Origin of the sequence: Ideonella sp. (assembly GCF_041914305.1) — a bacterium.
GTDB lineage: Bacteria > Pseudomonadota > Gammaproteobacteria > Burkholderiales > Burkholderiaceae_C > Ideonella.
Genome location: NZ_JAYSDQ010000010.1, coordinates 120,317 through 145,697, shown reverse-complemented (window position 1 = coordinate 145,697; position 25,381 = coordinate 120,317). Strand labels below are relative to the sequence as shown.

At 70.5% G+C, this 25,381-nt stretch carries 24 protein-coding genes and 1 tRNA gene; 9 read left to right on the top strand and 16 right to left on the bottom strand.

The features are described 5' to 3' along the window. The first annotated feature begins 35 nt into the window (after positions 1-35). Positions 36-1,901, top strand: coding sequence for a S8 family peptidase (locus ACE3SG_RS15070; RefSeq protein ID WP_374566243.1), 1,866 nt, complete (start codon positions 36-38; stop codon positions 1,899-1,901). Positions 1,902-2,000: 99 nt separating this feature from the next. Here ACE3SG_RS15070 and ACE3SG_RS15065 read toward each other — a convergent pair whose 3' ends face one another. The 5 genes from ACE3SG_RS15065 to ACE3SG_RS15045 form a co-directional block, all read right to left on the bottom strand. Continuing rightward, on the bottom strand, positions 2,001-2,846 hold the full coding sequence (locus ACE3SG_RS15065) for a LytR/AlgR family response regulator transcription factor (protein ID WP_374566241.1): 846 nt from the start codon (positions 2,844-2,846) through the stop codon (positions 2,001-2,003). A 52-nt stretch (positions 2,847-2,898) separates the two neighbouring features. Continuing rightward, a complete protein-coding gene (locus ACE3SG_RS15060) occupies positions 2,899-3,375 on the bottom strand; it encodes a hypothetical protein (RefSeq protein WP_374566239.1) in 477 nt (158 codons plus the stop codon). Between the two features lie 20 nt (positions 3,376-3,395). Then, complete coding sequence (locus ACE3SG_RS15055; protein WP_374566237.1) at positions 3,396-4,925, bottom strand: histidine kinase; 1,530 nt, start codon at positions 4,923-4,925, stop codon at positions 3,396-3,398. A gap of 166 nt (positions 4,926-5,091) precedes the next feature. Then, positions 5,092-6,165, bottom strand: coding sequence for a septal ring lytic transglycosylase RlpA family protein (locus ACE3SG_RS15050; RefSeq protein ID WP_374566236.1), 1,074 nt, complete (start codon positions 6,163-6,165; stop codon positions 5,092-5,094). A gap of 46 nt (positions 6,166-6,211) precedes the next feature. Further along, positions 6,212-6,287, bottom strand: a tRNA-Arg gene (locus ACE3SG_RS15045). A gap of 173 nt (positions 6,288-6,460) precedes the next feature. Here ACE3SG_RS15045 and ACE3SG_RS15040 point away from each other — a divergent pair. Continuing rightward, a complete protein-coding gene (locus ACE3SG_RS15040) occupies positions 6,461-7,012 on the top strand; it encodes a cytochrome c5 family protein (RefSeq protein WP_374566234.1) in 552 nt (183 codons plus the stop codon). 71 nt (positions 7,013-7,083) lie between these two features. On the opposite strand, the gene ACE3SG_RS15035 is transcribed toward ACE3SG_RS15040, so the two are convergent. Genes ACE3SG_RS15035 through purU form a run of 4 tightly spaced genes read right to left on the bottom strand, consistent with a single transcriptional unit; the run spans position 7,084 to position 9,980 of the window. Then, positions 7,084-7,626, bottom strand: a complete 543-nt coding sequence (locus ACE3SG_RS15035) for a DUF2946 family protein (RefSeq protein ID WP_374566232.1) — start codon at positions 7,624-7,626, stop codon at positions 7,084-7,086. 9 nt (positions 7,627-7,635) lie between these two features. Beyond that, a complete protein-coding gene (locus tag ACE3SG_RS15030) occupies positions 7,636-8,604 on the bottom strand; it encodes a YheT family hydrolase (protein ID WP_374566230.1) in 969 nt (322 codons plus the stop codon). 20 nt (positions 8,605-8,624) lie between these two features. Continuing rightward, positions 8,625-9,071 (bottom strand): nuclear transport factor 2 family protein, encoded by a 447-nt coding sequence (locus ACE3SG_RS15025; protein WP_374566228.1) that lies wholly within the window; start codon positions 9,069-9,071, stop codon positions 8,625-8,627. A gap of 24 nt (positions 9,072-9,095) precedes the next feature. Beyond that, positions 9,096-9,980, bottom strand: a complete 885-nt coding sequence (gene purU, locus ACE3SG_RS15020; RefSeq protein ID WP_374566226.1) for a formyltetrahydrofolate deformylase — start codon at positions 9,978-9,980, stop codon at positions 9,096-9,098. Positions 9,981-10,114: 134 nt separating this feature from the next. Here purU and ACE3SG_RS15015 point away from each other — a divergent pair, with 134 nt between their 5' ends. The 6 genes from ACE3SG_RS15015 to ACE3SG_RS14990 all read left to right on the top strand — a co-directional run bounded on the left by ACE3SG_RS15015 (position 10,115) and on the right by ACE3SG_RS14990 (position 15,532). Further along, on the top strand, positions 10,115-10,741 hold the full coding sequence (locus ACE3SG_RS15015) for a sigma-70 family RNA polymerase sigma factor (RefSeq protein WP_374566225.1): 627 nt from the start codon (positions 10,115-10,117) through the stop codon (positions 10,739-10,741). Next, positions 10,741-11,454 (top strand): anti-sigma factor domain-containing protein, encoded by a 714-nt coding sequence (locus tag ACE3SG_RS15010; protein ID WP_374566223.1) that lies wholly within the window; start codon positions 10,741-10,743, stop codon positions 11,452-11,454. Before ACE3SG_RS15015 ends, ACE3SG_RS15010 begins: the two co-directional genes overlap by 1 nt. Before the next feature lie 146 nt (positions 11,455-11,600). Beyond that, on the top strand, positions 11,601-12,230 hold the full coding sequence (locus ACE3SG_RS15005; protein WP_374566221.1) for an ANTAR domain-containing response regulator: 630 nt from the start codon (positions 11,601-11,603) through the stop codon (positions 12,228-12,230). A 276-nt stretch (positions 12,231-12,506) separates the two neighbouring features. Then, positions 12,507-13,772 carry a CmpA/NrtA family ABC transporter substrate-binding protein gene (locus ACE3SG_RS15000; protein WP_374566220.1) on the top strand — a complete coding sequence of 422 codons (1,266 nt, stop codon included), beginning with the start codon at positions 12,507-12,509 and terminating at the stop codon, positions 13,770-13,772. 28 nt (positions 13,773-13,800) lie between these two features. Next, positions 13,801-14,715 (top strand): nitrate ABC transporter permease, encoded by a 915-nt coding sequence (ntrB, locus tag ACE3SG_RS14995; protein WP_374566218.1) that lies wholly within the window; start codon positions 13,801-13,803, stop codon positions 14,713-14,715. Positions 14,716-14,731: 16 nt separating this feature from the next. After that, positions 14,732-15,532, top strand: a complete 801-nt coding sequence (locus tag ACE3SG_RS14990; protein WP_374566216.1) for an ABC transporter ATP-binding protein — start codon at positions 14,732-14,734, stop codon at positions 15,530-15,532. On the opposite strand, the gene ACE3SG_RS14985 is transcribed toward ACE3SG_RS14990, so the two are convergent. From ACE3SG_RS14985 to ACE3SG_RS14975, 3 genes are all read right to left on the bottom strand, one after another. After that, on the bottom strand, positions 15,533-17,962 hold the full coding sequence (locus ACE3SG_RS14985) for a Lon protease family protein (RefSeq protein WP_374566214.1): 2,430 nt from the start codon (positions 17,960-17,962) through the stop codon (positions 15,533-15,535). Positions 17,963-18,092: 130 nt separating this feature from the next. Further along, positions 18,093-19,175, bottom strand: coding sequence for a hypothetical protein (locus ACE3SG_RS14980; RefSeq protein ID WP_374566212.1), 1,083 nt, complete (start codon positions 19,173-19,175; stop codon positions 18,093-18,095). Positions 19,176-19,367: 192 nt separating this feature from the next. Then, entirely contained in the window at positions 19,368-19,976 is a 609-nt protein-coding gene (locus ACE3SG_RS14975) for a nitroreductase family protein (protein WP_374566210.1), read from the bottom strand. An 86-nt stretch (positions 19,977-20,062) separates the two neighbouring features. On the opposite strand from ACE3SG_RS14975, the gene ACE3SG_RS14970 reads away from it, so the two are divergent. Beyond that, entirely contained in the window at positions 20,063-20,800 is a 738-nt protein-coding gene (locus ACE3SG_RS14970) for a hypothetical protein (protein ID WP_374566208.1), read from the top strand. A 47-nt stretch (positions 20,801-20,847) separates the two neighbouring features. Here the strand turns inward: ACE3SG_RS14970 and ACE3SG_RS14965 are convergent, their stop codons facing one another. From ACE3SG_RS14965 to ACE3SG_RS14950, 4 genes are all read right to left on the bottom strand, one after another. Further along, complete coding sequence (locus ACE3SG_RS14965; protein WP_374566349.1) at positions 20,848-22,134, bottom strand: dihydrolipoamide acetyltransferase family protein; 1,287 nt, start codon at positions 22,132-22,134, stop codon at positions 20,848-20,850. A 62-nt stretch (positions 22,135-22,196) separates the two neighbouring features. Continuing rightward, positions 22,197-23,210, bottom strand: a complete 1,014-nt coding sequence (locus ACE3SG_RS14960; protein ID WP_374566206.1) for an alpha-ketoacid dehydrogenase subunit beta — start codon at positions 23,208-23,210, stop codon at positions 22,197-22,199. 2 nt (positions 23,211-23,212) lie between these two features. Continuing rightward, entirely contained in the window at positions 23,213-24,436 is a 1,224-nt protein-coding gene (locus ACE3SG_RS14955; protein WP_374566347.1) for a 3-methyl-2-oxobutanoate dehydrogenase (2-methylpropanoyl-transferring) subunit alpha, read from the bottom strand. A gap of 333 nt (positions 24,437-24,769) precedes the next feature. After that, positions 24,770-25,375 carry a YceI family protein gene (locus ACE3SG_RS14950; protein ID WP_374566204.1) on the bottom strand — a complete coding sequence of 202 codons (606 nt, stop codon included), beginning with the start codon at positions 25,373-25,375 and terminating at the stop codon, positions 24,770-24,772. Positions 25,376-25,381 lie beyond the last annotated feature (6 nt).

Here is a 25,381-nt window from a genome sequence, read left to right as displayed (position 1 = left end):
CTGCGGGCCTTTTGCCTTCCTGTCCGGAGCCGCCGATGCGTTCGAGCCCTGTTGCCCGCCCCCAGACCCGCGCCTTGGCGCGCCACCCTGCCTGGCCGCTGGCCGCCGGGGCCGCGTTGCTGGCCGGCGCCGGCCTGCTGGCACCCCGCGCCGAAGCAGCCTCCGTGGGCGGCCTGCAGCGCATCGTCGACGAAGCGGCCGAAGGCAACCGCCTGCCGGCCTCGCTGGCCCGCCCGCAGGCCGACGAAGACCGCACCGACCGCCTGATCGTGCACTACCGCGGCAGCAGCAGCGGCCGTCGCAGCGCGCTGCAAGCCACGCCCCAGGCCACCACGCAAGCCCTGCAGCGCCTGCAAATGGCCGGGCTGCAGGCGGTGCGGGTGCACCGCAACGGCCTCGGCGCCCAGGTGCTGCACCTGAACCGCTCGGTGCCCGTCTCCGAGCTCGACGCGGTCGCACGCCAGCTGATGGCCGACGACGCGAACGTGCTCTACGCCGAGCCCGACCGCAAGCTGCATGCGCTGGCCACCGCCACCGACCCGCTGTACACCAGCCAGTGGCATTACTTCGAGCCGACCGGCGGCCTGAACCTGCCGTCGGCGTGGGACCTGTCGACCGGCTCCGGCGTGGTCGTCGCGGTCATCGACACCGGCGTGCGGCCGCATGTGGACCTGGCCGCCAACCTGCTGTCGGGCTACGACTTCATCAGCAGCGGCACCGCCTCGAACGACGGCGACGGCCGCGACAGCGATGCCAACGACCCGGGCGATGGCTGCAACGGCGGCCACTCCAGCTGGCACGGCACCCACGTGGCCGGCACCATCGCCGCGGTCACCAACAACGGTGAAGGCGGCGCGGGCGTGGCCTACGGCGCGAAGATCCTGCCGGTGCGGGTGCTGGGTTGCGGCGGCGGCTATTTCTCCGACATCGCCGACGGGGTGCTGTGGGCCTCGGGCAGCGCGGTGGGCGGCGTCTCGGCGCCGAGCCAGCCGGCCAAGGTGCTGAACCTGTCGCTGGGCGGCAAGTCGAGCTGCCCGACGACGATGCAGAGCGCGATCAACCAGGCCCGTGCGAACGGCGCGGTGGTCATCGTGGCCGCCGGCAATTCGAACGAAGACGCGTCCAAGCACACACCCGCGAACTGCGCCAACGTGGTGACGGTGGCGGCCACCGGGCGCACCGGCGGCCGGGCCTCGTACTCGAACTACGGCGCCAAGATCGACGTGGCCGCGCCCGGCGGCGACCAGAGCACGGGCGCTGCCAACGGCGTGCTGTCGACCCTGAACGACGGCTACAGCAGCGCCGGCAACGACAGCTACAACTACTACCAGGGCACCTCGATGGCCGCACCGCACGTGGCCGGCGTGGCCGCGCTGATGCTGGCCCGCAACCCGAGCCTGAGCCCCGACGAGATCGAGGTGCTGCTGAAGAGCACCACCCGCCCGTTGCCGAAGGCCTGCGCGGTCGGCTGCGGCAAGGGCATCGTCAACGCCACCGCGGCGGTCACCGCGGTGTTCGCCGGGGCCAGCATCGCCAGCAATGCCGCCGAGACCGAGCCGAACAACACGCGGCTGGCGCCGCAGACCCTGTCGTCGTTCCCGGTCAAGGTGGCGGGCACCATCGGCAGCGGCACCGATGTGGACTTCTACAAGGTCAGCGTCGGCGTGGGCAAGACGCTCAGCGCCCGCCTGATCGGCAATGTGGCGTCGGACTACAACATCGACATGCTCAACGGCACCGGCACCGTGATCAAGACCAGCGCACGCGGCGTCGGCATGACCGACACGGTCAGCTGGACCAACCCCAACGGGACGGCCGCCGACCGCTATCTGCGCGTCAAGCGCGTCTCCGGCACCACCGGCGTCACCGGCACCTACACGCTCGAAGTGACGCGGCCCTGACCCCCAGGGCCCGGGCGGCGCCCAGCCCGTCGCCCCGAGGGCGGTCGACACCCTCGGGCACGGCCCTTCGCTTCGGGCGCCACCGCGCGGCGCCGCCGCTCACATGCCCTTGAACAGGTGGGTGTAGCTGCGGCTGACTTCGAGCTTCTGCGGGTTGCCCTTGACCGACACGATCTGCCGGCCGCGGAAATCGCGCGTGACCGCGGCGATCGCATTCACCGCGACCAGCGTCGAGCGGTGGATCTGCCAGAAGCGCTCGGGGTCGAGTTCGTCGACCAGCTCCTTGATCGGCTTGCGGATCAGCGCCTCGACCTGCGGCGTCTGGACCCGCGTGTACTTCTCGTCGCTGATGAAGAACAGCACGTCTTCGACTGGGATCATCTGGATCGCCTGGCCGACCGTCGCCTGGATCCACTTCAGGTAGGCCGGCCGGGCACCGCCGCTGGCCGCGAGCTTGTGCAGCAGCTGCTGGATCGGCTCGCCGCCCGGTGCAGCCGGCGCATCGGCATCGCCGTCGCCGGCACCCCGCTTGGCCGCCAGGCGCTTGCCGATGCGCTCGACCGTCAGCTTCAGCCGGTCACGCTCGGCCGGCTTCAGGATGTAGTCGGTCGCGCCCTGCTCGAACGCCTCGACCGCGTACTGGTCGTAGGCGGTGATGAAGACGATCTCGGGCAGCACGCCATCGTCGCCGACGTCCATCTGCGCGATCTGCTTGGCCGCGTCGACCCCGGTCATGCCGGGCATGCGGATGTCGAGGAACACCACGTCGGGCCGGTGCTGCTCGACCAGCTCGACAGCCTCGGCGCCGTTCTTCGCCTCGGCCACGATCTGCAGCTCGGGCCAGGCCTCGGCCAGGCGGGCACGCAACTGGTCGCGCATCAGCCGCTCATCGTCGGCCAGCACCGCGCGTGGCGCGCCGGTGGGGGTGTCGGTGGTGTTGGTCATGGCGCGATCGTAGCGAAGCCGGCGTTGGCTGCGCAGAGGGCCTGGCCCGGCGTCAGGCGAAGGGGGTGGTGTTGTCGGTGTGTTGGCCGATCACCGGCACCGGCGGCGGGGCCGACGGCGCCGGCGGCGCGGCCGGGGTCTTCTTCGGCCGCACCGCCCACCACACCAGCAGCGCCAGCAGGATCACCGGCGAGCCGACCACGGCAATCGCCACCGCCGCGCAGGCCAGCGCAGCGACCACGCCCAGCACGGCCAGCAGCAGCGGCACGCCGACCCCGAACAACAGCGCCAGCGGCACGACGATCACCACGATCACCAACGCCAGCACCACCGCGCCGAAGACCAGCCAGGCATGGCCGGCGTGCAGCCCCTGCAGGTCGATCTGCTCGCCGTCGACCGTGACGATCAGGTCGGGTGGGATGTGGTTGAACATCGTCGCCAGCGAGATGGCGGTGGTCAGCGCCACCACCAGGATGCCGGCCATCAGCAGCCAGCCGATCCAGCGCCAGGGGGAAGGTCTCGAATGCATCGTTCGTCTCCTCGGGAAAATCAGGCGTTGCCGTTGCCGTTGCCGTTGCCGTTGCCGTTGCCCTGCCCCGGCGCGTTGACGGTGCGGTAGGGCACGGTGATCGTCACGACGGTGCCGCTGGGCTGGTTGGCCGACACGGTCAGCAGCGCCTTGTCGCCATACAGCAGCTGCAGCCGCTCGCGGATGTTGGCCAGGCCGACGCCGGTGCCGCTGGTGCCGCCGTTGCCGAAGCCCACGCCGGTGTCGGCCACCGTGACCTGCAGCTTGCCGTGCACGATCTCGGCCTTCACGTTCAGCGTGCCGCCTTCGGGCTTGGGCTCCAGGCCGTGGCGAATCGCGTTCTCGACCAGGGTCTGGATCATCATCGCCGGGAACTCGGCCGACACCAGGCCCTCGGGCACGTCGATGTGGGCGATCAGGCGCTCTTCCATCCGCACCTTCAGGATCTCGACATAGGGCCGCACGACGGCCAGCTCGCGGCCGAGGTCGCGCGGGCCGCCGTCGGCGGTGTCGCGCATCGTCGGCATGCTGGCACGCAGCAGCGCGATCAGGTTCTTCTGCATCTGGCTGGCACGCACCGGATCGGTCTCGATCAGGTGATCGATCGACGCCAGCGTGTTGAACAGGAAGTGCGGCTCGACCTGGGCCTGCATCGCGGCCATGCGGGCCTCGATCACCTGGCGGCGCAGCGACTCGGCCTCGGCCGTCTCGGTGGCCACCGCGGCCTTGCGCTCGGCCTGGATGCGCGCCTTGTAGGTCGCCTTCACGATCGCCGACAGCAAGATCCACAGGAACGCCAGCTGCGGCAGGCTCTCGCCGTACTGCACGGTGCGGTGCGACACACGCGGGCCGATGTTCAGCGCCTCTTCGATGTCGTCGCGGGCCTGGGCGGCGTCCTCGCGCGCCTGCTTGGCGTCGGCGATCGCTTCGATCACCGCCGCGCGGGCCTCCTCGACGGCCTGCCGCACCTCGTCGGAGTCGGCCCCGGGCGGCACCGCGATGCGCACGTCCTGGTCGTCGGCGTTGATCTCGACCACCGGCTCGCCGTTGATCTTGACGCTGAAGCCGGAGCCGGCCGACGCGGCCGATGCCGCAGCGCTGGCCGCGGCCGGTGCGGCCGTTCGCGGGCTGATGCGCACACCGCGGTGGTCGATCGAGATGTCCACGCCGTCGCGCGAGCCGGTCGAGCCCGACGCGGGCTTTTCGATGTGGATGCCCGGCACCTGGACGCTGTGCGGCTTCTTGGGCGCTTGCGGTGCCTCAGGTGCCTCAGGTGCCTCAGGTGCCTCAGGTGCCTCGGGCTTGCGCGGCGGCGTCACCGACCCGCTCGGGTGGTCGACCACGGTTTCGGTGTAGGTCCAGGTGAACGGCGGCAGGTTCTGCAGGATGCCGGCCGCGATCAGCAACAAGCCGGACAGCAGGCCGAAGCGCCACCAGCTGATGCTCGCCAGCCAGGCACCGTAGACGTGGAACGCGCGGACGGCGCCACTGCTGAAACGCTGCCAGCGGTCGGCCCAGGGGCTGGTGGGGGTGGTGGTGAGACTGCTCATGGGCGGGCGCCGGGTGGGGTGGGTCAGGTGTCGCGGGATTCGTCGATGGAACGCACTCTACGCAGCCGGCGGCCAGGCGCCAGCCCGGCGCGACACACGCCAGCGCCGCGGGGACAGGCTGCACGGGGTGGCGACAGGCGGCGCGCCCGGCGGGCGCGCGGGCCGGTCAGCGCCGCTCGACGATCATCGGCACCAGCGCCAGCGCCGCGCGGATCTTCTCCGCCGCCTCGCGGGCCTGGTCGCGCGAGGCGTAGGGGCCGGCCTGCAGGCGGAACAGCCCGCCCTCGGCGAACACCGTCAGCAGCGGGCTCAGCCAGTCCAGCTCTTGCGTCAGACGCTGCTGGAAGCTGTAGGCCCCGCTGCCCTGGCCAAAGGCACCGAGCTGCAACCAGAAGCCGCTGGCCGCGGCGGTGTGGGCCCGCGAGGGCGTGGTGGCTTCGGGCACCGGCTGGGCCTGGGCGCTGGCCGGGCCGGCCGCGGCGAGCGCGACTTGCGCCGGCGGCAGGCTCGGCGCCACACCCGTATCGGGCTCGGGGCTCGGTGCGGCGGCGAGTGCCGCCGGCAGCGGCGCCACGGCCGGCTCGGCGGCGGGCAGCGTCGGTGTCGCGGTGGGCGCAGGCGCAGGCTCGGGGGCGGGCGCCGGGGCCGGTGCAGGCGCCCGCGCCTGCGTGGCGCTCTTGCCCGCCAGCCCGGCGCGGATGTCTTCGTAGGTGATGCGCTCGACCTCGACCGGCGCGACACCGTTCTGCACCCCCAGTCGCACCGCAGCGGCGTACGACAGGTCGATCACCCGGCCGCGCGAGAACGGCCCGCGGTCGTTGACCCGCACGATCACCTCGCGGCCGTTGGCCGGGTTGCGCACCCGCGCGTAGCTTGGGATCGGCATCGTCTTGTGCGCCGCCGTCATCGCGTACATGTTGTAGGTCTCGCCGCTGGCAGTGCGCCGGCCGTGGAAGCGGCGGCCGTACCACGAGGCCAGCCCCTTCTCGACCAGCGGCTCGTCGCCGGTCATCGGCGTGTAGCTCTGGCCCAGCACCTCGTAGGGCTTGTTCGGCCCGCCCGAGCGGATCGGCTCGACCTTGGGCTCGGCGTCGGGCACGTCGCGCACATCGGGCGCATCGGCCGGCGGCGGGCCATCAGCGCCGGCGGGCAGGCGCCCGCGGGAGCCGGTCGGCGTGGTGGTGCAGCCTGCGAGCACCAGGCTGGCGAGCACGACGGCAGCGCCGGCACAACGCGTCAAGCGATGCGGCCAGGGTGCGGTGGTGGGGGAAAGAGAGAAGAGGCGATGGCGCGCCCGGCTGGGATCGAACCAGCGGCCCCTGGCTTCGGAGGCCAGTACTCTATCCACTGAGCTACGGGCGCCATGCATGGAAGAGTCGGGATTCTAGCAGTCGCCTGCGGGGGCCCTGGCCGGGTGCCGGCCGGCGTGGGGGCGCTGGCTATAATTCGGCGGTTGTGCCGAGCGGTGCCCCGCCGCGCATCGAACAACGATTTCGCCCCTGCCCGCCGAATCCGGCCCAGCGACCGAGGATTTCATGAGCGACGCTCACAGCCACGCAGAAGAACATGCCCACGACGGCCCGCACGAAGGTCCGATCAAGACGCCCAAGCAACTGGTCTGGGCGGTGGTGGCTTCGTTTGTCGTGCCGATCATCGTGATCATCATGCTGACGCAGTTCGTTGCCACCGGCGAGAAGCAAGCCGCCGGCACCGATGCGCTGGAAGCCGAAGCCGTGGCTCAGCGCATCCACCCGGTCAGCTCGGTCGAGGTGAAAGACGCGAGCGACGTGGCCACGCTGAAGACCGGCGAGCAGGTCTTCCAGGCCCAGTGCTCGGCCTGCCACGCCACCGGCGCCGCCGGTGCACCGAAGTTCGGCGACGAAGCCGCTTGGGGCCCGCGCATCAAGACCGGTTTCGAGGCGCTGCTGAACTCGGCACTGAAGGGCAAGGGCAACATGGGCCCGCAAGGCGGCGGCGACTTCTCCGACCTGGAAATCGGCCGCGCCGTGGTCTACATGGCCAACAAGGGCGGTGCCAAGTTCGACGAGCCCAAGGCCCCGGCCGCCGCGGCCAGCGCAGCGCAGTAAGCCCTTCGCCGACCTCGCATCACAACAAGCCGCCTTCGGGCGGCTTGTTCGTTTCTGGCGCCCGCGCGCGCTCAGCCCTTGTGCTGGCCGATCGCCGGGCTCAGCGTGTAGCCGAAGCGCGCCGGCATCTGCATGAACGGCAGTTCGTCATAGCGCCACAGGCCGGCCTCGATCGCGTCGGCAGCCAACGCCGCGTCCAGCGTGTGCACCAGGCCGAAGCCGATGTCGCTGTCGGCGAACAGGCGGCCACCATCGTCGAGCCACGCGCTGCGAAAGACAGCGCTGCGACCGGTGTGGGTGCTGAGCGCCGGCGCCGCGCCGGGCACCGCGGTCAACCGCCAGACCCAAGGCGCGGCCTCGAGCTCGACATAGACCCGCTGCGGCCCGTTCTGGAAGAACCAGCAGCCGGCCTCGTCGGCCTCGTAGTTGCGGCCGATGAATTCCTGCAGCTTGTCGTGCAGGATGCGGCTGCCCTTGGGCGTGGGGAACGGCCCCGCCGCCTGGATGCGGTCGTCGCGCATGTACCAGTCGCCACGCGCGTCGAGCGCGAGCCAGTTGTAGCAATGCGGCACGTGCGGCCACTTGGCCAAGGCAGCTTTGACGATCTCGTCCATGGATCGACCTTAGCGCGCCCTCAACCAATCCACCACAGCCTGGGGCATCGCCCGCACGTGGCCAGGGGGCAAGTGGCCGGCCGGGAAGCCGACGTGGCCGCCATGCGGCGGCTGCCACAGCGTCACGCAGGGGCCGACCTCGCGCACACCAGGCAGGCTGGCCGCCGGCACGAACGGATCGTTGCGCGCATTCAGCACCAGCGCCGGCACGCGGATGTGCTGCAGCCAGGGCTTGGCCGAGGCGCGGGTCCAGTAGTCGTCGGTGTTGCGAAAGCCGTGCAGCGGCGCGGTGAACAGGTTGTCGAACTCGTACAGGTCGCGCACCGCGGCCATGCGCTCGCGGTCGAACAAGCCGGGGTGCTGCTTCCATTTCGCCAGCGCCTTGGGCTTCATCGAGCGCAGAAACATGCGCGTGTAGACCTGCCGGTTGAAGCCGCGGCCGATCGCGTGGCCGCCGGCCGCCAGGTCGATCGGTGAGCAGACCGCCGCGACCGCACGCACCGTGGCCGACGCCGTCTCGCCGGCCTCTTCGGCCCAGCGCAGCAGCGCATTGCCGCCCAGCGACACGCCGACGACATGCAGCGGTTGGCCCGAGCGCTCGCGCAAGCGCGTGAGGATCCAGCCAATCTCTTCGAAATCGCCCGAGTGGTAGGCCCGCGGCGCCAGGTTCAGCTCGCCCGAGCAGCCGCGAAAGTGCGGCACCGCGTAGTTCCAGCCCAGCGCATGCGCGACATCGGCAAACGCCTCGGCGTAGTGGCTGCGCGACGAGCCTTCGAGGCCGTGGAAGAGCACCAGCCACGGCGCCTCGCGGTGGCGCGAGAAACGGAAGTCGACGTCGATGAAATCCTGGTCGGGCGTGGTCCAGCGCTCGCGCTGGTAGACCGGGTGCGGGCCGTGCACACGCTTGCCGTACAGCGCCGGCCAGATCGTCTGCAGATGCCCGCCGGGCAACCAGCGCGGCGCTCGGAAATGGCGCATCGCGGCCTCGCCGTCCCCGCTCAATGCAATGTCGTCGGCGCCTCGACCAGCTCCGGCGGCTCTTGCGCGGTGCCGGGGCTGGCGTGGTGGGTCACCATGCGCCAGCCTTGCGCCGTCTTCAGGTAGACGTTGGTCGCCATCACCCAGCCGGTGCGGGCGCCGTCGGGCGTGTTCAGCGCCACGCGCTCGACCACGCTGTGCATCGCCGCGCTCAGCGCATGCACGCGGCGCACCTTGTCGGGCTGCACATGGACCGGGCCGTTGGCGAACACCGCCTCGAACGCCGCGCGCACCGCGGCCGGGCCGACCAGGCGCGGGCCACCCGGGTGGATGCAGACGACTTCTTCGTCGTCGGCCCAGACGGCCATCAGCTTGTCGATGTCCGCTTCGCGCAGCGCTTCGTAGAACTGGGCCTCGACGTCGTCGGGCGACGCGAGCAGGGCGGCCTTGGGCGGGGATTGCGGCATGGGCGAGCCTTCAGCGTGATCGCGTCAGCGAAAGACCACGGTCTTGTGCCCGTTCATCAGCACCCGGCGCTCGACGTGCCAGCGCACCGCGCGCGCCAGCACCACGCACTCGACATCGCGGCCGACGGCGGTCAGGTCGTCGGCCGACAGCGAGTGGTCGACCCGGGCGACGTCCTGCTCGATGATCGGGCCTTCGTCGAGGTCGGCGGTCACGTAGTGGGCCGTCGCGCCGATCAGCTTCACGCCGCGGGCATGGGCCTGGTAATACGGCTTGGCGCCTTTGAAGCTGGGCAGGAAGCTGTGGTGGATGTTGATCGCGCGCCCCGCCAGCCGCTGGCAGAACTCGGGGCTCAGGATCTGCATGTAGCGCGCCAGCACCACCAGGTCGATCTGCTCGGTCTCCATCAGCGCTTCGATCTGCTGCTCTTGCGCGCGCTTGGCCGCAGCGTCGGCGCCGGCCGCCAGGGGCAGGTGGTGGAACGGCAGGCCGTAGCTTTCGACCAGCTGCTGGTGGGTGCGGTGGTTCGACACCACAGCCGGGATGTCCAGCGCCAGCTGGCCGCTCCTCCAGCGGAACAGCAGGTCGTTCAGGCAGTGGCCGTGCTGGCTGACCATCAGCAGCACGCGCGGCCGCTGGTCCACCGCATGGAAGGTGGCCTGCATGCCGAACTGCTGGCGCACATGGCCGAACAGCTTGTCCAGCGTGGCCACCTCGGCCAATTGCTCGGGCGCCTCGAAATGCACCCGCATGAAGAAGAAGCCGGTCGCGTCCTCGCCTTGCAGGTCACCAAATTGCTGCGAATCGATGATGTTGCAGCCGGCCTGGTACAGCAGGCCCGAGACGTTGTGCACGATGCCCTTGGTGTCGCGGCAGGCCAGCGTGAGGACGAATTCTTGCGGTCGGGGCATGGTGGGCCACGATTGTACGGACGGGGGGTGTTTCCCCCCACGCTCGACAGGCCTCGGGTTGGCATCCAAGCGGCGTCGGCTGGCGTATGCCTGGGTCGAACCTTCTTCAGTGCACTCCTAGAATTTCACCGCCGATGGCCACCTCTGCCTCTTCTTCTGCCCGTGCCGATGCCCTGGGCGCGCTGCTCGCGCGTGTCTCGTTGGGCGACCGTGCGGCGTTTGCCACGCTTTACCAACAGACGGCAGCGCATCTGCTGGGGGTCATTCTCCGTATCAACAGTGACCGGGGCCAAGCCGAGGACCTGTTGCAGGAGATATTCGTGAAGATCTGGGGAGCCGCGGGCAGCTTCGACGCCCAGCGGGCACAACCGATGACCTGGCTGACCTCGATTGCGCGCCATCGCGCAATCGACAGCCTGCGCCGGCGCCAGACCGAGCCGCAGTGGGTGACCGCCCGCATGTCGGTCGACGACGGCGAGGACGACGATGTGCTCGACCAGCTGCCCAGCGAGGCCGCCGGCCCGCTGGAGCTGCTGGGCCAGGCGGTGCAAGCGCGCGCGGTCGGCGTCTGCATGAAGGGTTTGTCCGGCGAGCAGCAGCAGACGCTGGCGCTGGCCTTCTACCAGGGCCTGTCGCACTCCGAGGTCGCCGAGCAACTGCGCCAGCCGCTGGGCACCGTCAAGAGCTGGGTCCGACGCGGCCTGTTGTCGCTGCGCGCCTGCCTCGAGCGGGCCGGCGCCATTGACGCCGTGGGGGCCTGATGGATTACTCCCGCGCCCCCCTCGCCGACCGCCTGGCCGCCGAATACGTGCTCGGCACGCTGCGCGGCCCGGCCCGCCGGCGTTTCGACAACCTGCTGCCGGCCCACCCGGCCCTGCGCGCCGCGGTCGCCCGCTGGCAGGACGCGCTGGTGCCGCTGGCGGCCAGCGTGAAGCCGGTCGCCCCGTCGCCGCGGGTCTGGAAAGGCATCGAAGAGCGCCTGTTCGCCGAGCGCCGCGCCGCCAACGACACGCCGCCCGCGCCGCAGCGCTGGTGGCAAACCGTGCTGCCCTGGCGCGCCGCCACCGGCTTCGCCACCGCCGCCGCGCTGGCGCTGGGCGTGGCGCTGACGATCCCGAAGCCGGCCCAGCCACCGGTGCTGGTGGTGCTCGCCCCGTCCGACGCCGCCGCCGGCGCGGCGCTGCAGAACGCCAAGTTCGTCGCCAGCGTCAGCGCCGACGGGCGCGGCCTGGTGCTGCGGCCGGTCGATGCGCTGGCGATGGACCCGCAGCGCGCGCTCGAACTCTGGGCCGTGCCGGGCCAGGGCGCGCCGCGCTCGCTGGGCCTGGTCGCCGCCGACGGTGCGACCAAGGTCATCCGCACCGAGCTGCTGCGCAACACCGCCGCCTTCGCGGTCAGCCTGGAGCCCGCAGGCGGTTCGCCGACCGGCGCCCCCACGGGTCCCATCATCTCAGTGGGCAAACTGGACACTTAGAGGCGCGCGCAGCGCCGCCGCTCATCAAGTGGCGTGCGCGGATCCGGCTCTGCCGGTCCGCTGCGCGAGCCCCCTCCGGGGGGCAGCCCGCCGGAGCGGGCGTGGGGGCCCTAGGTTTCAGGTGCGCAACTTGCATCAGCCGGTGCGTGAGCGCCGCTGACCTCCGCCTCGCCGTCATCACGCTGTCGGCCCATGTGCCCGACCTGGCCGACCAGGACGGCTGGGACGAGGCGCTGCGCCTGCGCGACCTGGTGCACGGGCTGCGCGTGGGCGGCTACCAGATCGCCGGCGTGCTGGGCGCCGACGCGCAGCTGCCCGACAAGCTGGCCGCGCTGGCGCCCGACGTGCTGATCGTCGACGCCGAGAGTGGCGCGCGCGACGCGATCGAGCATGTGGTCTGGGCCACGCGCGACGCGCCGCGGCCGATCGTGCTGTTCACCGAAGAGCACGACCCGGCCCACATGCGCGAGGCGGTGGCCGCCGGGGTGGTGGCCTATGTGGTGGCCGGCCTCGCGCCCGAGCGGGTGCGGCCGGTGATCGACGTGGCGATCGCCCGCTTCGAGCACGAGCAACAGCTGCGCGGCGAGCTGGCCCGCGCCAAAGGCCAGCTCGCCGAGCGCGTGGTCGTCGACCGCGCGAAAGCCCTGCTGATGCAGCGCCACGGCCTGCCCGAGCCCCAGGCCTATGCGCGCCTGCGCAAGACGGCGATGAACCAGGGCCTGACGATCCACGAGGTCGCGCGGCGCCTGCTCGAGCTGGCCGACCTGTTCGCCTGAGCGCCGCCGCATCGAGGCGCCCGCGTTTGGTGCGGCGCACCAGCGCGGGCCCCGGCGCTGGTGCAAACCCGGCGGCCCAGCCCACGCCCACCGGGCCAGGCCGGCTGGCACAGCGATTGCGTAGTAACGCCCGTGGCCCAACGAAGGGTCACGCGATCTGGTTGCACTGACTTCCTAGGTATTTTTTGGACAAAGGCGTCCGCCGGCTGGCCCTCGTGGCCCCAGCCGTCGGGCGCCTGTTTTTTTTGTCGTTTCGCTTTTTGACGAGGACCGCCGATGCACGCCCCTGCCCGCCCGACCTTCAGTGCCACCACCGACATGAGTCGACGCCAGATCTTGCAGGCCGCGTCCGCCGTGGCGGTGGGCGCCGCCGCCGGCCTGCCGTCGACCCGCGCCTGGGGCCAGGGCTCGGACAAGCCCGAGAAAGAAGAGGTGCGGATCGGCTTCATCCCGCTGACCGACTGCGCCTCGGTCGTGATGGCCTCGGTGCTGGGCTTCGACAAGAAGTACGGCATCAAGATCATCCCGACCAAAGAGGCCTCGTGGGCCGGCGTGCGCGACAAGCTGGTCAACGGCGAGCTCGACATGGCGCATGTGCTGTACGGCCTGGTCTACGGCGTGCACCTGGGTGTCAGCGGGCCGAAGAAGGACATGGCGGTGCTGATGACCCTGAACAACAACGGCCAGGGCCTGACGCTGTCGAAGGCGCTGGCGGACAAGGGGGGCACGAGTCTGGAAGGGCTCGTGGCGCTGATGAAGAAGGAGCCGCGCGACTACACCTTCGCACAGACCTTCCCGACCGGCACCCACGCGATGTGGCTGTACTACTGGCTGGCCTCGGCCAACGTCAACCCATTGAAGGACGTGAAGTGCATCGTGGTGCCGCCGCCGCAGATGGTCGCCAACATGCGCGTGGGCAACATGGACGGCTTCAGCGTCGGCGAGCCCTGGAACCATCGCGCCATCATGGACGGCATCGGCATCTCGGCCGCCACCAGCCAGGACGTGTGGAAGGACCACCCCGAGAAGGTGCTGGGCACCACGGCCGAGTTCGTCAAGAAATACCCGAACACAGCCCGGGCAGTCACCATGGCCGTGCTCGAAGCCAGCCAGTGGATCGACGCCAGCTTGTCGAACAAGATGAAGATGGCCGAGACGGTGGCACAGAAGTCCTACATCAACACCAGCGTCGACGCGATCAACCAGCGCATCCTCGGCCGCTACCAGAACGGCCTGGGCAAGACCTGGGACGACCCGAACCACATGAAGTTCTTCAACGACGGTGCGGTCAACTTCCCGTACCTGTCGGACGGCATGTGGTTCCTGACCCAGCACAAACGCTGGGGCCTGCTGAAAGAGCACCCCGACTACCTCGGCGTGGCCAAGCAGATCAACCAGATCGATCTCTACAAGCAGGCGGCATCGGCGCTGAAGATCAGCGTGCCGAAAGACGCGATGCGCAGCTCGAAGCTGATCGACGGCGTGGTCTGGGACGGCAAGGAGCCGGCCAAGTACGCCGATGGTTTCAAGGTCCGCGCCTGAGGCGCCCGCACTGCAAAGGAGATCACCCATGGTCAGTGCCGTGTTCCATTCCCCGCTGGGCGTTGCCGCCGAGCCGGCCGCCTCGCCCGCCCCCGCCCGCCCCGCAGCGCCGATGCCGACGCCCGCCGCCACTGCGGTGCCGCCCGTGCCTCGCGCCAAGCGCCCGCCGTATGACTGGCGCGGCCTGTGGATGAAGGTCTTGCCACCGGTGCTGGGCCTGGCGCTGCTGGTCGGCCTGTGGGCGCTGCTGACGCAAAAGGGCGGCCCCTTTCCCACACCGCGTGCCACCTTCGATGCCGCCGTCACGCTGTTCGCCGACCCGTTCTACCGCAACGGCCCCAACGACCAAGGCATAGGCTGGAACATCCTGTTCTCGCTCGAACGTGTCGCGCTGGGCTTCAGCCTCGCGGCGCTGGTCGGCATCCCGCTCGGCTTCATCATCGGCCGCTTCGAGTTCGCCAGCCGCATGGTCGGCCCGCTGATCAGCCTGCTCAAGCCGGTGTCGCCGCTGGCCTGGTTGCCGATCGGCCTGCTGGTGTTCAAGAGCGCCAACCCGGCGGCAATCTGGACCATCTTCATCTGCTCGATCTGGCCGATGGTGGTCAACACGGCGGTCGGCGTGCAGCGTGTGCCGGTCGACTACCTCAACGTCGCCAAGGTGCTGAACCTGTCGGAGTGGAAGGTCATCACGAAGATCCTGCTGCCGGCCGTGCTGCCCTACATGCTGACCGGCGTGCGCCTGTCGGTCGGCACCGCCTGGCTGGTGATCGTCGCAGCCGAGATGCTGACCGGCGGCGTCGGCATCGGCTTCTGGGTCTGGGACGAGTGGAACAACCTGAACGTGCAGCACATCATCATCGCGATCTTCGTGATCGGCATCGTCGGGCTGCTGCTCGAACAGGCGCTGATGGCGGTGGCCAAGCGCTTCTCGTTCGACGATTGAAGAAGGGGGACACACCATGACTGCATTCATCGACGTTCACGCCGCCGAGGTCACCTTCCAGACCGCCAAGGGCCCGTTCCAGGCGCTGCGCGACATCCACCTGAAGGTCGAGCGCGGCGAGTTCATCACGCTGATCGGCCACTCGGGCTGCGGCAAGTCGACGCTGCTGAACCTGATCGCCGGGCTGCAAAAGCCCACCGGCGGCGCGTTGCTGTGCGACAACCGCGAGATCACCGCGCCCGGCCCCGAGCGCGCGGTCGTGTTCCAGAACCACTCGCTGCTGCCGTGGCTCTCGTGCTTCGACAACGTTCACCTCGCGGTCGAGCGTGTCTTCGGCGGCGGTGAACCCAAGGCCAGGCTGAAGCTGCGCACGCAGGCCGCGCTCGAGCTGGTCGGCATGGGCCACGCCGCGCACAAGCGGCCGCACGAGATCTCGGGCGGCATGAAGCAGCGTGTGGGCATCGCCCGCGCGCTGGCGATGGAGCCCAAGGTGCTGCTGATGGACGAGCCCTTCGGCGCGCTCGACGCCTTGACCCGCGCCAAGCTGCAGGACGAGCTGATGAAGATCGTCGAGCGCACCTGCAGCACCGTGGTGATGGTCACGCATGATGTCGACGAAGCGGTGCTGCTGAGCGACCGGATCGTGATGATGACCAATGGCCCGTCGGCGACGATCGGCGAGGTTCTGGCGGTGGACCTGCCGCGACCGCGCGACCGCGTGGCGCTGGCCGAGGACACCCGCTACGTGCACGCACGCAAGGCGGTGATCGACTTTCTCTACACGCGCCACGCCCACACCGAGCCGCTGGCGGCCTGATCACTCGCGCCGGCGGTCGCGGCGCGGGCGCCGGTGGTGCAGCGTGCCGTCGATGAAGGCCTGGCGCATCTGCGACATCTGCGCAAGCTTGGTGGCCACGCGGTGGTTGACGGTGCCGTCGGGCCACCCGCCGTGCGGGTCGGGGGCACCGGCGTCGGCGCCCGTCAGCAGCGTGATCGCCTGGTCGATGTCGTCGACCGGGTGGATGTGGAAGCAGCCCCGCTCGGCCGCCTCGACCACGTCGTCGCGCAGCATCAGGTGCTTGACGTTCGAGCCCGGGATCAGCACCCCCTGGGCGCCGTCCAGGCCCCGCGCGCGGCACAGGTCGAAGAAGCCTTCGATCTTCTCGTTGACCGCGCCCACCGCCTGCACCCGGCCGTGCTGGTTGACCGAGCCGGTCACCGCCAGCCCCTGGTGGATTGGCACGCCGGCCAGCGCCGACATCAGCGCGCACAGCTCGGCCAGCGACGCGCTGTCGCCCTCGATCGGGCCGTACGACTGCTCGAACACCAGGCTGGCCGACAGCGACAGCGGCAGCCCCTGCGCGAAACGCGCTCCGAGGAACGACGCCAGGATCATCACGCCCTTGGAGTGCACCGGCCCGCCCAGCGCCGCCTCGCGTTCGATGTCGACCAGATCCCCCTCGCCCAGCCGCGCCGTGGCGGTGATGCGCACCGGCTGGCCGAAGCTGAAGTTGCCCAGGTCGATCACGCTCAGGCCGTTGACCTGGCCGACGTGGTGGCCCTCGGTGGCGATCAACACGGTGCCGCGCAGCACCTCGTTGCGGTGGGCGTCGCGCAGCCGGTCGGCGCGGCGGGTGCGCAAGGCGATGGCGCGCGCCACGTCGTCGCGGCCGACGACATCGCGGCCCGCGCTGCGCGCGGCATGGTCGGCCTCGTGCAGCAGGTCGTTCAGGGCCCGGGTGTGCATCGACAGCCGGCCCGCGTCGCCGGCCAGGCGCGCGGCGTGCTCGACCGCGTGTGCCACGGCGTCGCGGTCCAGCGGCCGCAGCTGCTGGCTGCGCGCCATCGCACCGATCAGGCGGGCCAGGTGCTGGGTGGCCGTTGTGTCGCGCTCGATGTCGTCCTCGAAGTCGGCGGCGACCTTGAACAGCTCGTCGAACTCGGGGTCGATCGCCTGCAGCAGGTAGTAGTCGTCGCGCTCGCCGAACAACACGATCTTCAGCGCCAGCGGCACCGGCTGCGGCTCCAGCGGCAGCGCCCCGGCCCAGCCCAGCGCCTGCGCCAGCGACTCGATGCGAACCTCGCCCGAGCGCAGCGCGCGCTTCAGGCCGTCCCAGGCGCCGTCTTGCGCCAGCAGCCGGCCGGCGTCCAGCATCAGGTAGCCGCCGTTGGCGCGGTGCAGCGCGCCGGGCCGGATCTGCGTGAAGTCGGTCAGCAGCGTGCCCAGGTGGGCCTGGTGGTCGACGCGGCCGATCAGGTTGGCGTAGGTCGGGTTGTCCAGCCACTCGACCGGCGCATGCGCGGTGCTGGCGTGGCCGACCAGCAGGTTGACGCGGTAGCGGTGCAGCGACAAGGTGCCGCTCAGGCCATCGGGCTCGTCTTCGTCGTCTTCGTTCGGCTGCTCCTTGAGCTGCTCGCCGGCCTCGACCACGTCTTTCAGGATCTCGTCGAAGAAGGCCAGCACCTGGGCATGGGCGGCGAAGCCCTGCTTCAGTTCGGCGATCAGCTGGCCGGCGGCCAGGCCCATCGCGTCGCGCGTGGCCGCCCGCAGGCGCGACTGCATCTCGCGCCGCATCTGCGGCTTTTCCTGCGTCACCTGCTCGAGCTGCTCGCCCAACGCGGCAATCACGTTGGCGATGCGCTCGCGCTCGGCATCGGGCAACTGGGTGAACTGCTCGGGCGCCAGCGGCTGGCCGTCGCGCGCCGGGGCCAGCGCATAGCCCTCGGGGGTGCGCAGCAACGCCACCCCCTGGCGGATGGCGCTGTCGTTGAGCGACTTGAGCGCCTGCTCCTCGCGCTGCTTGGCGTCTTTCTGGATCGCCTCGACACGCATCTGGTAGTCGTCGCTCTCCAGCGCCGCCTCGATCGCGGTGCCCAGCTCGGTGACGAAGGCCTGCATCGCGCTGCGCAGGCGCGCGCCCTCGCCCGGTGGCAGGCTCAGCGCGCGCGGCCGGTTCGCGTCGGCGAAGTTGTGGATGTAGCACCACTCGGGCGGCGCCGGCCGCGTGGCCGCGTAGCGCTCGAGCAGCCCGCGCACCAGGCGGTGGCGGCCGCTGCCCGGGCGGCCGAGCGCGAACAGGTTGTAGCCCTGGCCGGCGATCTCGAGCCCGAGCCGCAGCGCCTCGACCGCGCGGGCGTGGCCGAAGCCCTCGTCGGGCTCGGCCAGCTCGGCGGTGGTGGCGAAATCGAACTGTGACGGGTCGCAGCGCAGGCGCAGTTGCGACGGGCTCAGCGCCGGTGCGCCCACTCAGGGCCTCTTGTCGACAAACGGCGCGCGGTCCTGGCCACCGGGTTCCATGGGCGTCTCCAGCAACAGTCGATGGCCCCGAGGGTACGCCACCGGCGGCAGCCCGTGTGCGCCCAGTGGCGCCGGCGCGTCACTGGCAGGTGCTGGTCAGCTTGCCGTACAGCGTGTTCAGGTCGAGCTGCGACGGGAACCCGGCCGGCGCGTGGCCCGAGTAGAAGCCGGCGTCGCGCAGCTTGGTCAGGTAGGGGTGGTACAGGTACTGCTGGCTGAAGGCGCCGGTGTTGCCGAAGTAGTAGGCGAACAGGTGCGCCGGGTCGAGCGCGAACTCGCCGCGGTAGCTGGCGCCGTCGTTGCCATCGTCCCAGCCCCAGGGCGCGTTGGCCGAGTTGGTGCCGCAGCTCTTCAGGCCCGAGCCGCAACCACCGCTGGTGTCGCCGCGAAACGTGCCCCAGCTCGCGTAGGTGATGGCCTGCGCCGGCGGCTGCAGCGCGTCGTTGATCGCCAGGTCGAACAGGCCGCCCGCCTGCTGGATGTCGACCAGGCGGTAGTACACGTGGCGGTCGTTGCCCGAGCTCGGGGTGGTCGGCGTGCCCAGCGTCGGGTAGTAGACGATGCCGTCCTGGTTGGGCGCGCCATTGAAGTCCGACGCGTAGGGCCAGGCCTTCAGCCCGTGGCCCTTGGCCTCTTGCACCGTCTTCATCCGGCTGATGCCGTTGTCGACCTCGAACGAGAGCTTGCCGTCGATCGTCTCGTGGCCCTTGGTGTAGGGGCTGCCGGCGGGCGTGAACGAGAAGAAGTCGGTGTGGAAGACGGTGATCATGCCCTCGACGGTGCCGTAGGCCGAGCCGTCCTTGCGCACCGAGACGATCGCGCCTTCGAGGTCGTTCTCGTGCTCCTGGTCGAAGATGATGTCGGCCCAGTCGCGAGGGTGGTAGAAGGCGTAGGTGATGAAGTAGTGGCTGCAGCTTTCGACCACCGCGTAATACACGGTCGCCGGCCACAGGCCATTGCCGCGGTTGTCCCAGTTGTTGGTCGTGATGGGGTCGTGGTCGTAGTCGAACGCGGTGATGTAGTCCGACGGGTAGTCGCTCGAATCGGTGTCCTGGTAGTGCACCGGCGCATGGTGAAAGGCCAGTTCGGCTGGCGTCAGCGCCCAGGCCGACGCACCGAACACCAACCCGCCGCAGCACCCCGCGATCACTTTCTTCCACATGGTTCATCTCCTCGTTGAAGCCGTTGGAACAAGGGCCGGGAGGCTAGGCACGCGGGGTGTCGACGCGATGACAGAGGACGAGAGAAGGCGGCACACCGACGACGCAGCCAGCACGACCGGCGGCGATGTTAGGGCGCGCTGCGCGCAACCCGGCGATGCAGGGGCCGCGCGTGGGGTCAAGCCCCGGCGCGCTCAGATCCAGCGTACAAACTCGTCCGGCGCCGGCCGGGGCCGCGGTGGTTTGTCGCGCAGCGCGGTGCCCAGGCTGATGAAGCAGATCGCGTGTTCGCCGTCGGCCAGCTCGAACGCCGTGCGCAGCGCGTGGCTGCCCATCGCGCGGCCGCTGGACAGGCCACTGGCGTAGCCGCGCGCGGCGGCGGCCAGCATCAGGTTCTGGACCGCGGCGCCGAGCGACACCAGGCGCTCGAACGGCGGCACGTCGGGGTCGTCGGCGCGCAGGTCGGCGATCGCCAGAATCAGCACCGGCCCGCGGAACGCCTTGTCGTGGGCCTCGGCGGCCTGCTCTGGCGTTGCGCCCGGGTCGCGCTCGCGCAGCGCGTCGGCAAAGGCCCGGCCCAGGCGCTCGCGCGCCGCCGGGCCCAACACCAGAAACCGCCACGGCCGCAACCGGCCATGGTCGGGCGCGGCCGCGGCCGCGGCGAACAGCGCGCGCAGCGTTGCCTCGTCGGGCGCCGGCTCGCCCAGGTGCTTGGGGCCCACGTGCTGGCGGGCATGCAGGACACGGTCGAAGCGCCCGGTGAAATCATCGTCAAGCGGCGCGTCGCCAATCGAATCGGGCATGAGGCTGTGTCCTGCGTTGCAAGGCCCGCGTGGCGGGCCGGTGGTCAGTTATTCTGACGCGCACAAGCACCAAAGAGGGAACCCGCATGCCGCCGACCCGCCCAGCGCCCGCACACCGCCTGGTGGCCGGGCGACGCCGCCTGGGCGCCGGCGCCGTGGTGGTCACCGCCTCACTGTGGCTGGCCGGTTGTGGCCAGACCGTGGGCAGCAGCAAACCGCCGGCGAGTCTGGGCGCCCTCGGCAAGCCGTTGATCGGCTGCCCCGAGATCGCCGGTGTCTACGCCTGGCCGCCGGCCGAGGGCCGCGGCTACGCCGAAGACCGCCGCCCCCACGGCTTCGCCTCGCGCAAGGTCGCCGGCGTCAACGTCTACCCGTATGGCCGCTTCGGCATCCGCATGGCGGGGCGCGGCAGCCCGCTGCTGGTGTTGTTCAAGGAGCGATCGCCCGATTCCGACGCGCCGGAGCCACGCCTGAACGGCCCCGGCTGGGGCTACCACGAGTGGGGCGCCCCCGAGTGGCACTGCAGCTTCGGCTACCTGGAGACCGACGAGGTCGAGTTCGAGGCGCCCACACCCTTGCCGGGGTCGGGCCGCTCGCCCGACGGGGCCGAGGCCGCACACGGCCGCAAGACCAGCGTGCTGTGGCGCATGACGCGCCTGGCCGACGGCTCACTCGCGCTGGGCCTGCGCGAGCACATCACCGGCGGCAAGCAGTCGCTCTTTTCGTGGGGCGACCAGAGCGCCGGCTCGGTGACAGAACCCGACCACGACGAGTGGCACTGGTCCCGGCTCGAGCCGGTGCCCGGCGACACGCCGGCGAAATAGGCGCGGCCCTCGCGGCGGGGCGTGGCTGCCCCGCCGGTGCGGCCTGCTCAATCGACGAACAGCGTCGCCGGGTGCTCCAGCAGCTCGCGCAGCGCCTGCACGAACTCAGCCGCCTGCATGCCGTCGACCACCCGGTGGTCGAACGACGACGACAGGTTCATCATCAGGCGCGGCACGATCGCACCGTTGCGGATCATCGGCCGCTCGACGATGCGGTTGACGCCGACGATCGCGACCTCGGGCATGTTGATCACCGGCGTGGTGACGATGCCGCCGATCTTGCCCAGGCTGGTGATGGTGATCGTCGAGCCGGTCAGCTCGTCGCGCACCACCTTGCCGCTGCGCGCCGCGTCGGCCAGCCGGCCGACCTCGGCCGCGAACGTCCACAGGTCGTGTGCCTGCGCGTCGCGCAGCACCGGCACCATCAGGCCGGCGTCGGTCTGCGTGGCGATGCCGATGTGCACGGCCGAGTGCCGCGTCAGCGTGCCGGTCTCGTCGTCGAAGCGGGCGTTCAGGTCGGGAAAGTCGCGCAGCGCCTGGACCATCGCGCGGGCCAGGAACGGCAGCACCGTCAGCCGGCCGCGCGCCTTGCCATGGCGGGCGTTCAGGCGCTCGCGCAGCGCCTCGAGCTCGGTCATGTCCAGCTCTTCGACATAGCTGAAGTGCGGCACGCGGCGCTTGGCCTCTTGCATGCGTTGCGCGATCTTGCGGCGCAGGCCGACGAACTTGACCTGCTCGATCACGTCCGCCCCAGCGGCCACCGGTGGCCGCACCGGCGCCGGTGGGGCCGGCGGTGGCGGCGCCTGCTTGACCGGGCCCGGCGCACCGTGACGCGCCACATGCTCGTCGAGGTCACGCTGCATCACCCGGCCGCCGGGGCCGGTGGCCTGCACCTTGGCCAGGTCCACGCCGAGCGACCAGGCGCGCTCGCGCAGGGCGGGCGACGCGATGACGCGGCCACCTTGCTGGCGTGCCACCACCGGCGGGGCCGGCGCAGGTGGCGGCGGCGCGCTGCGCACCGGTGCAACCGGTGCAGACGGCGGCGGCGCGGGCGGCGGCGGTGCCACCACTGCCGCGGCGGCGATGGCCGCCGACGCCTGTGCCGCCGCGGTTGCCGCGGCCGGCGGCGGGGCCACCGCAGCCGGCGCGCCACCTTCACGCTCGATGCGGATCAGGTCCGCACCGACCGCCAGCGACTGGCCCACTTCGCCGCCCAGCGAGACCACGCGGCCGGCCACCGACGACGGGATCTCGACCGTCGCCTTGTCGGTCATCACGTCGGCCAGCACCTGGTCTTCGGCCACGGTGTCACCCGGTTTTACATGCCAGGCCACCAGCTCGCACTCGGCAATGCCTTCGCCCAGATCGGGCATCTTGATCACATGGATTGACACCCTCATGCCTCCATCGCGCGCCGGAAGGCGGCGGCAACACGCGCCGGCCCGGCGAAGTAGGCCCATTCCTGGGCGTGGGGGTACGGCGTGTCCCAGCCGGCCACGCGTTCGATCGGAGTTTCGAGGTGGTAGAAGCAATGCTCCTGCACCAGCGCCGCGAGCTCGGCCCCGAAGCCGCTGGTGCGCGTGGCCTCATGCACCACCACGCAACGCCCGGTCTTCTTGACCGAGGCGATCACCGCCGGCAGGTCCAGCGGCCACAGCGTGCGCAGGTCGATGATCTCAGCATCGACGCCGCTTTCCTTGGCCGCCGCCTCGCTCACGAAGACCATCGTGCCGTAGGTCAGCACGGTCAGGTCCTTGCCCTCGCGCACCACCGCGGCCTTGTCCAGCGGCACGGTGTAGTGCCCTTCCGGCACCTCGCTGGCCGGGTGGGCCGACCACGGCACCACCGGCCGGTCGGGGTAACCGTCGAACGGGCCGTTGTACAGGCGCTTGGGCTCGAGAAAGATCACCGGGTCGTTGTTCTCGATCGAGGCGATCAGCAGGCCCTTCGCGTCGTACGGCGTGCTCGGCATCACGGTGCGGATGCCGCAGACGTGCGTGAACAGCGCCTCGGGGCTCTGGCTGTGCGTCTGGCCGCCGTAGATGCCACCGCCGCAGGGCATGCGGATCGTGATCGGCGCGGTGAAGTCGCCGGCCGAGCGGTAGCGCAGGCGCGCCGCCTCGGACACGATCTGGTCGTAGGCGGGGTAGACGTAGTCGGCGAACTGCACCTCGACCACCGGCCGCAGGCCGTAGGCCGCCATGCCGATCGCCGAGCCGACGATGCCGCCTTCGTTGATCGGCGCGTCGAACACGCGCGTGCGGCCGTGCTTGGCCTGCAGCCCCTCGGTGCAGCGGAACACACCGCCGAAGTAACCCACGTCCTGGCCGTAGATCACCACGTCGTCGTCACGGCCCAACATCACGTCCATCGCGGAACGCAGGGCCTGGATCATGGTCATGGATGCCATGCTCAGTCTCCTCTTTCCGCCTGGCGCAACTGGTCTTGCAGGTGCGGCGGCATTTCTTCGTAGACGTCTTCGAACATGCTGCGCAGCGGCGGGATGTGGCCGTCGTGCAGCGTGCCGAAGCGCTCGGCTTCCTTCAGGGCGGCGAGCACCTGGGCGTCGAGCTCTTTCTGCGTCGCCTCGTGCTCCTGCTCGGACCAGGCGCCCAGCGTCATCAGGTGCTTCTTCAACCGCTCGATCGGGTCGCCGAGCGGGAAGCACTGCCAGTCGCCGGCCGGGCGATAACGCGTCGGGTCGTCGGACGTCGAATGCGCGCCAGCCCGGTAGGTGATCCACTCGATCATCGTCGGCCCCAGGTTGTTGCGCGCCCGCTCGGCCGCCCAGCGCGACGCCGCCAGCACCGCGAGGAAGTCGTTGCCGTCGACCCGCAGCGACGCGATGCCGCAGCCCACGCCGCGCGCGGCGAAGGTGCTGGCCTCGCCCCCGGCGATGGCCTGGAAGGTCGAGATCGCCCACTGGTTGTTGACCACGTTCAGGATCACCGGGGCGCGGTACACGTGGGCAAAGGTCAGCGCGGTGTGGAAGTCGCTCTCGGCCGTCGAGCCGTCGCCGATCCAGCCCGAGGCGATCTTGGTGTCGCCCTTGATCGCCGAGGCCATCGCCCAGCCCACCGCCTGGATGAACTGGGTGGCCAGGTTGCCCGAGATCGTGAAGAAGCCGGCCCGCTTGTACGAATACATCACCGGCAGCTGGCGGCCCTTGACCGGGTCTTTCTGGTTCGACATCAGCTGGCACATCAGCTCGACCATGTCGATGTCGTCGCGCGACAGCAGCAGGCCTTGTTGCCGATAGGTCGGGAAGCACATGTCGCCTTCACGCAGCGCCAGCGCGTGGGCGATCGCGATCGCCTCTTCGCCCAGGCACTGCATGTAGAACGAGATCTTCTTCTGCCGCTGCGCGATCAGCATGCGCGCATCGAAGGCGCGCGTCTTCATCATCGAGCGCAGGCCGCGGCGCAGCGTCTCGGCCTCGACCTCGGGGGCCCAGGGGCCGACGGCATGGCCGTCATCGTCGAGCACGCGCACCAGCGCGCCAGCCATGTCGGCGGTGTCGCCGGGCGACACGTCCAGCGGCGGGCGCCGCACCTCGCCCGGGGCCGAGATGCGCAGGTAGGAGAAGTCGGTTTGCTGACCCGGCCGGCCGGTGGGCTCGGGCACATACAGGCGCAAGGGCCCGGGGTCGTATTTGGGGGCGCTGGCGGCAGCGCTGGGGGGGCGGGCCGCGGTCAGCGCCGCAGACTTGGCGGCAACGGCCGCGGGTTCGGCGGCTCGCTTAGACACGGGGCGTCCTTGCAAGAAAGGGTCTGCAGCGCACGGCACGCTGCCCCACGCGGCCGTTCAGGCGCGAAGGAATCGACATGGCATCTCCTGGGTGAGGAAGATTGATGTGGCAGGCACACCCAGCGGGGTAACGCCGGGCTGCCGGTGCCCACAGTGTGCCGTCGACCAATAACCCTTGTCATTGCGAAAGACCCTGAGGTCATCCGCAATTCGCGTAGCGATTTATTCGGTCGCTAGCGCCTCGACCTGGATACGCAAGGTCACATCCATGCGAAAGCCGTAGGCCTTGCCGCTGTCGAGCCCGAACGCGTCGCGCTGGAAGACCGCGTGCGCATCGGCGCCGCACAGTTCACGCTTGAACAGCGGGTGCGGCATGCACTTGAACTGGCGGATCTCCAGCGTCAGCGGCTTGGTCACGCCGTGCAGCGTGAGCTCGCCGACCACCTTGCCCGGCGCGCCGTTGGTGAACTCTTCGAGCTGGCCGCGAAAGCGCGCATGCGGAAAGTGCTCGACATCGAACAGGTCCTGCCCCTTGGCCACCGCGTTCATCTGCGGCAGGCCGAAGTCGACGCTGTCCATCTCGACGAAGAGGTCGACCGCGCCGTTGCCGGCCGCCTTGTCCATCACGATCTTGCCGGCGGTCTTGTTGAACTTGCCGCGCCAGACCGACAGGCCGCCCAGGTGGTCGGCCTCGAAGCTGGGGTAGGTGTGGGTCGGGTCGATCTCGTAGCTCACCGGCGCGGCGCCGGCGCCGCCCGCGAACACGCCCAGCAGCCCGCTCGCGGCGGCTGCACGAAGCAGGTCGGCCAAGGGGGGTGGCAAGGTCACGGGGGT

What these genes read in the sequence shown, in the direction of transcription:
- purU (WP_374566226.1), bottom strand. Translation starts at nt 9,980, where the DNA reads ATGCCCCGACCGCAAGAATTCGTCCTCACGCTGGCCTGCCGCGACACC.
- ACE3SG_RS15065 (WP_374566241.1), bottom strand. Translation starts at nt 2,846, where the DNA reads ATGACCAACACCACCGACACCCCCACCGGCGCGCCACGCGCGGTGCTG.
- ACE3SG_RS14975 (WP_374566210.1), bottom strand. Translation starts at nt 19,976, where the DNA reads ATGCCCGATTCGATTGGCGACGCGCCGCTTGACGATGATTTCACCGGG.
- ACE3SG_RS14970 (WP_374566208.1), top strand. Translation starts at nt 20,063, where the DNA reads ATGCCGCCGACCCGCCCAGCGCCCGCACACCGCCTGGTGGCCGGGCGA.
- ACE3SG_RS15025 (WP_374566228.1), bottom strand. Translation starts at nt 9,071, where the DNA reads ATGCCGCAATCCCCGCCCAAGGCCGCCCTGCTCGCGTCGCCCGACGAC.
- ACE3SG_RS15035 (WP_374566232.1), bottom strand. Translation starts at nt 7,626, where the DNA reads ATGGACGAGATCGTCAAAGCTGCCTTGGCCAAGTGGCCGCACGTGCCG.
- ACE3SG_RS15070 (WP_374566243.1), top strand. Translation starts at nt 36, where the DNA reads ATGCGTTCGAGCCCTGTTGCCCGCCCCCAGACCCGCGCCTTGGCGCGC.
- ntrB (WP_374566218.1), top strand. Translation starts at nt 13,801, where the DNA reads ATGGTCAGTGCCGTGTTCCATTCCCCGCTGGGCGTTGCCGCCGAGCCG.
- ACE3SG_RS15015 (WP_374566225.1), top strand. Translation starts at nt 10,115, where the DNA reads ATGGCCACCTCTGCCTCTTCTTCTGCCCGTGCCGATGCCCTGGGCGCG.
- ACE3SG_RS14960 (WP_374566206.1), bottom strand. Translation starts at nt 23,210, where the DNA reads ATGGCATCCATGACCATGATCCAGGCCCTGCGTTCCGCGATGGACGTG.
- ACE3SG_RS15060 (WP_374566239.1), bottom strand. Translation starts at nt 3,375, where the DNA reads ATGCATTCGAGACCTTCCCCCTGGCGCTGGATCGGCTGGCTGCTGATG.
- ACE3SG_RS15040 (WP_374566234.1), top strand. Translation starts at nt 6,461, where the DNA reads ATGAGCGACGCTCACAGCCACGCAGAAGAACATGCCCACGACGGCCCG.
- ACE3SG_RS15000 (WP_374566220.1), top strand. Translation starts at nt 12,507, where the DNA reads ATGCACGCCCCTGCCCGCCCGACCTTCAGTGCCACCACCGACATGAGT.
- ACE3SG_RS14990 (WP_374566216.1), top strand. Translation starts at nt 14,732, where the DNA reads ATGACTGCATTCATCGACGTTCACGCCGCCGAGGTCACCTTCCAGACC.
- ACE3SG_RS14980 (WP_374566212.1), bottom strand. Translation starts at nt 19,175, where the DNA reads ATGTGGAAGAAAGTGATCGCGGGGTGCTGCGGCGGGTTGGTGTTCGGT.
- ACE3SG_RS15055 (WP_374566237.1), bottom strand. Translation starts at nt 4,925, where the DNA reads ATGAGCAGTCTCACCACCACCCCCACCAGCCCCTGGGCCGACCGCTGG.
- ACE3SG_RS15030 (WP_374566230.1), bottom strand. Translation starts at nt 8,604, where the DNA reads ATGCGCCATTTCCGAGCGCCGCGCTGGTTGCCCGGCGGGCATCTGCAG.
- ACE3SG_RS15010 (WP_374566223.1), top strand. Translation starts at nt 10,741, where the DNA reads ATGGATTACTCCCGCGCCCCCCTCGCCGACCGCCTGGCCGCCGAATAC.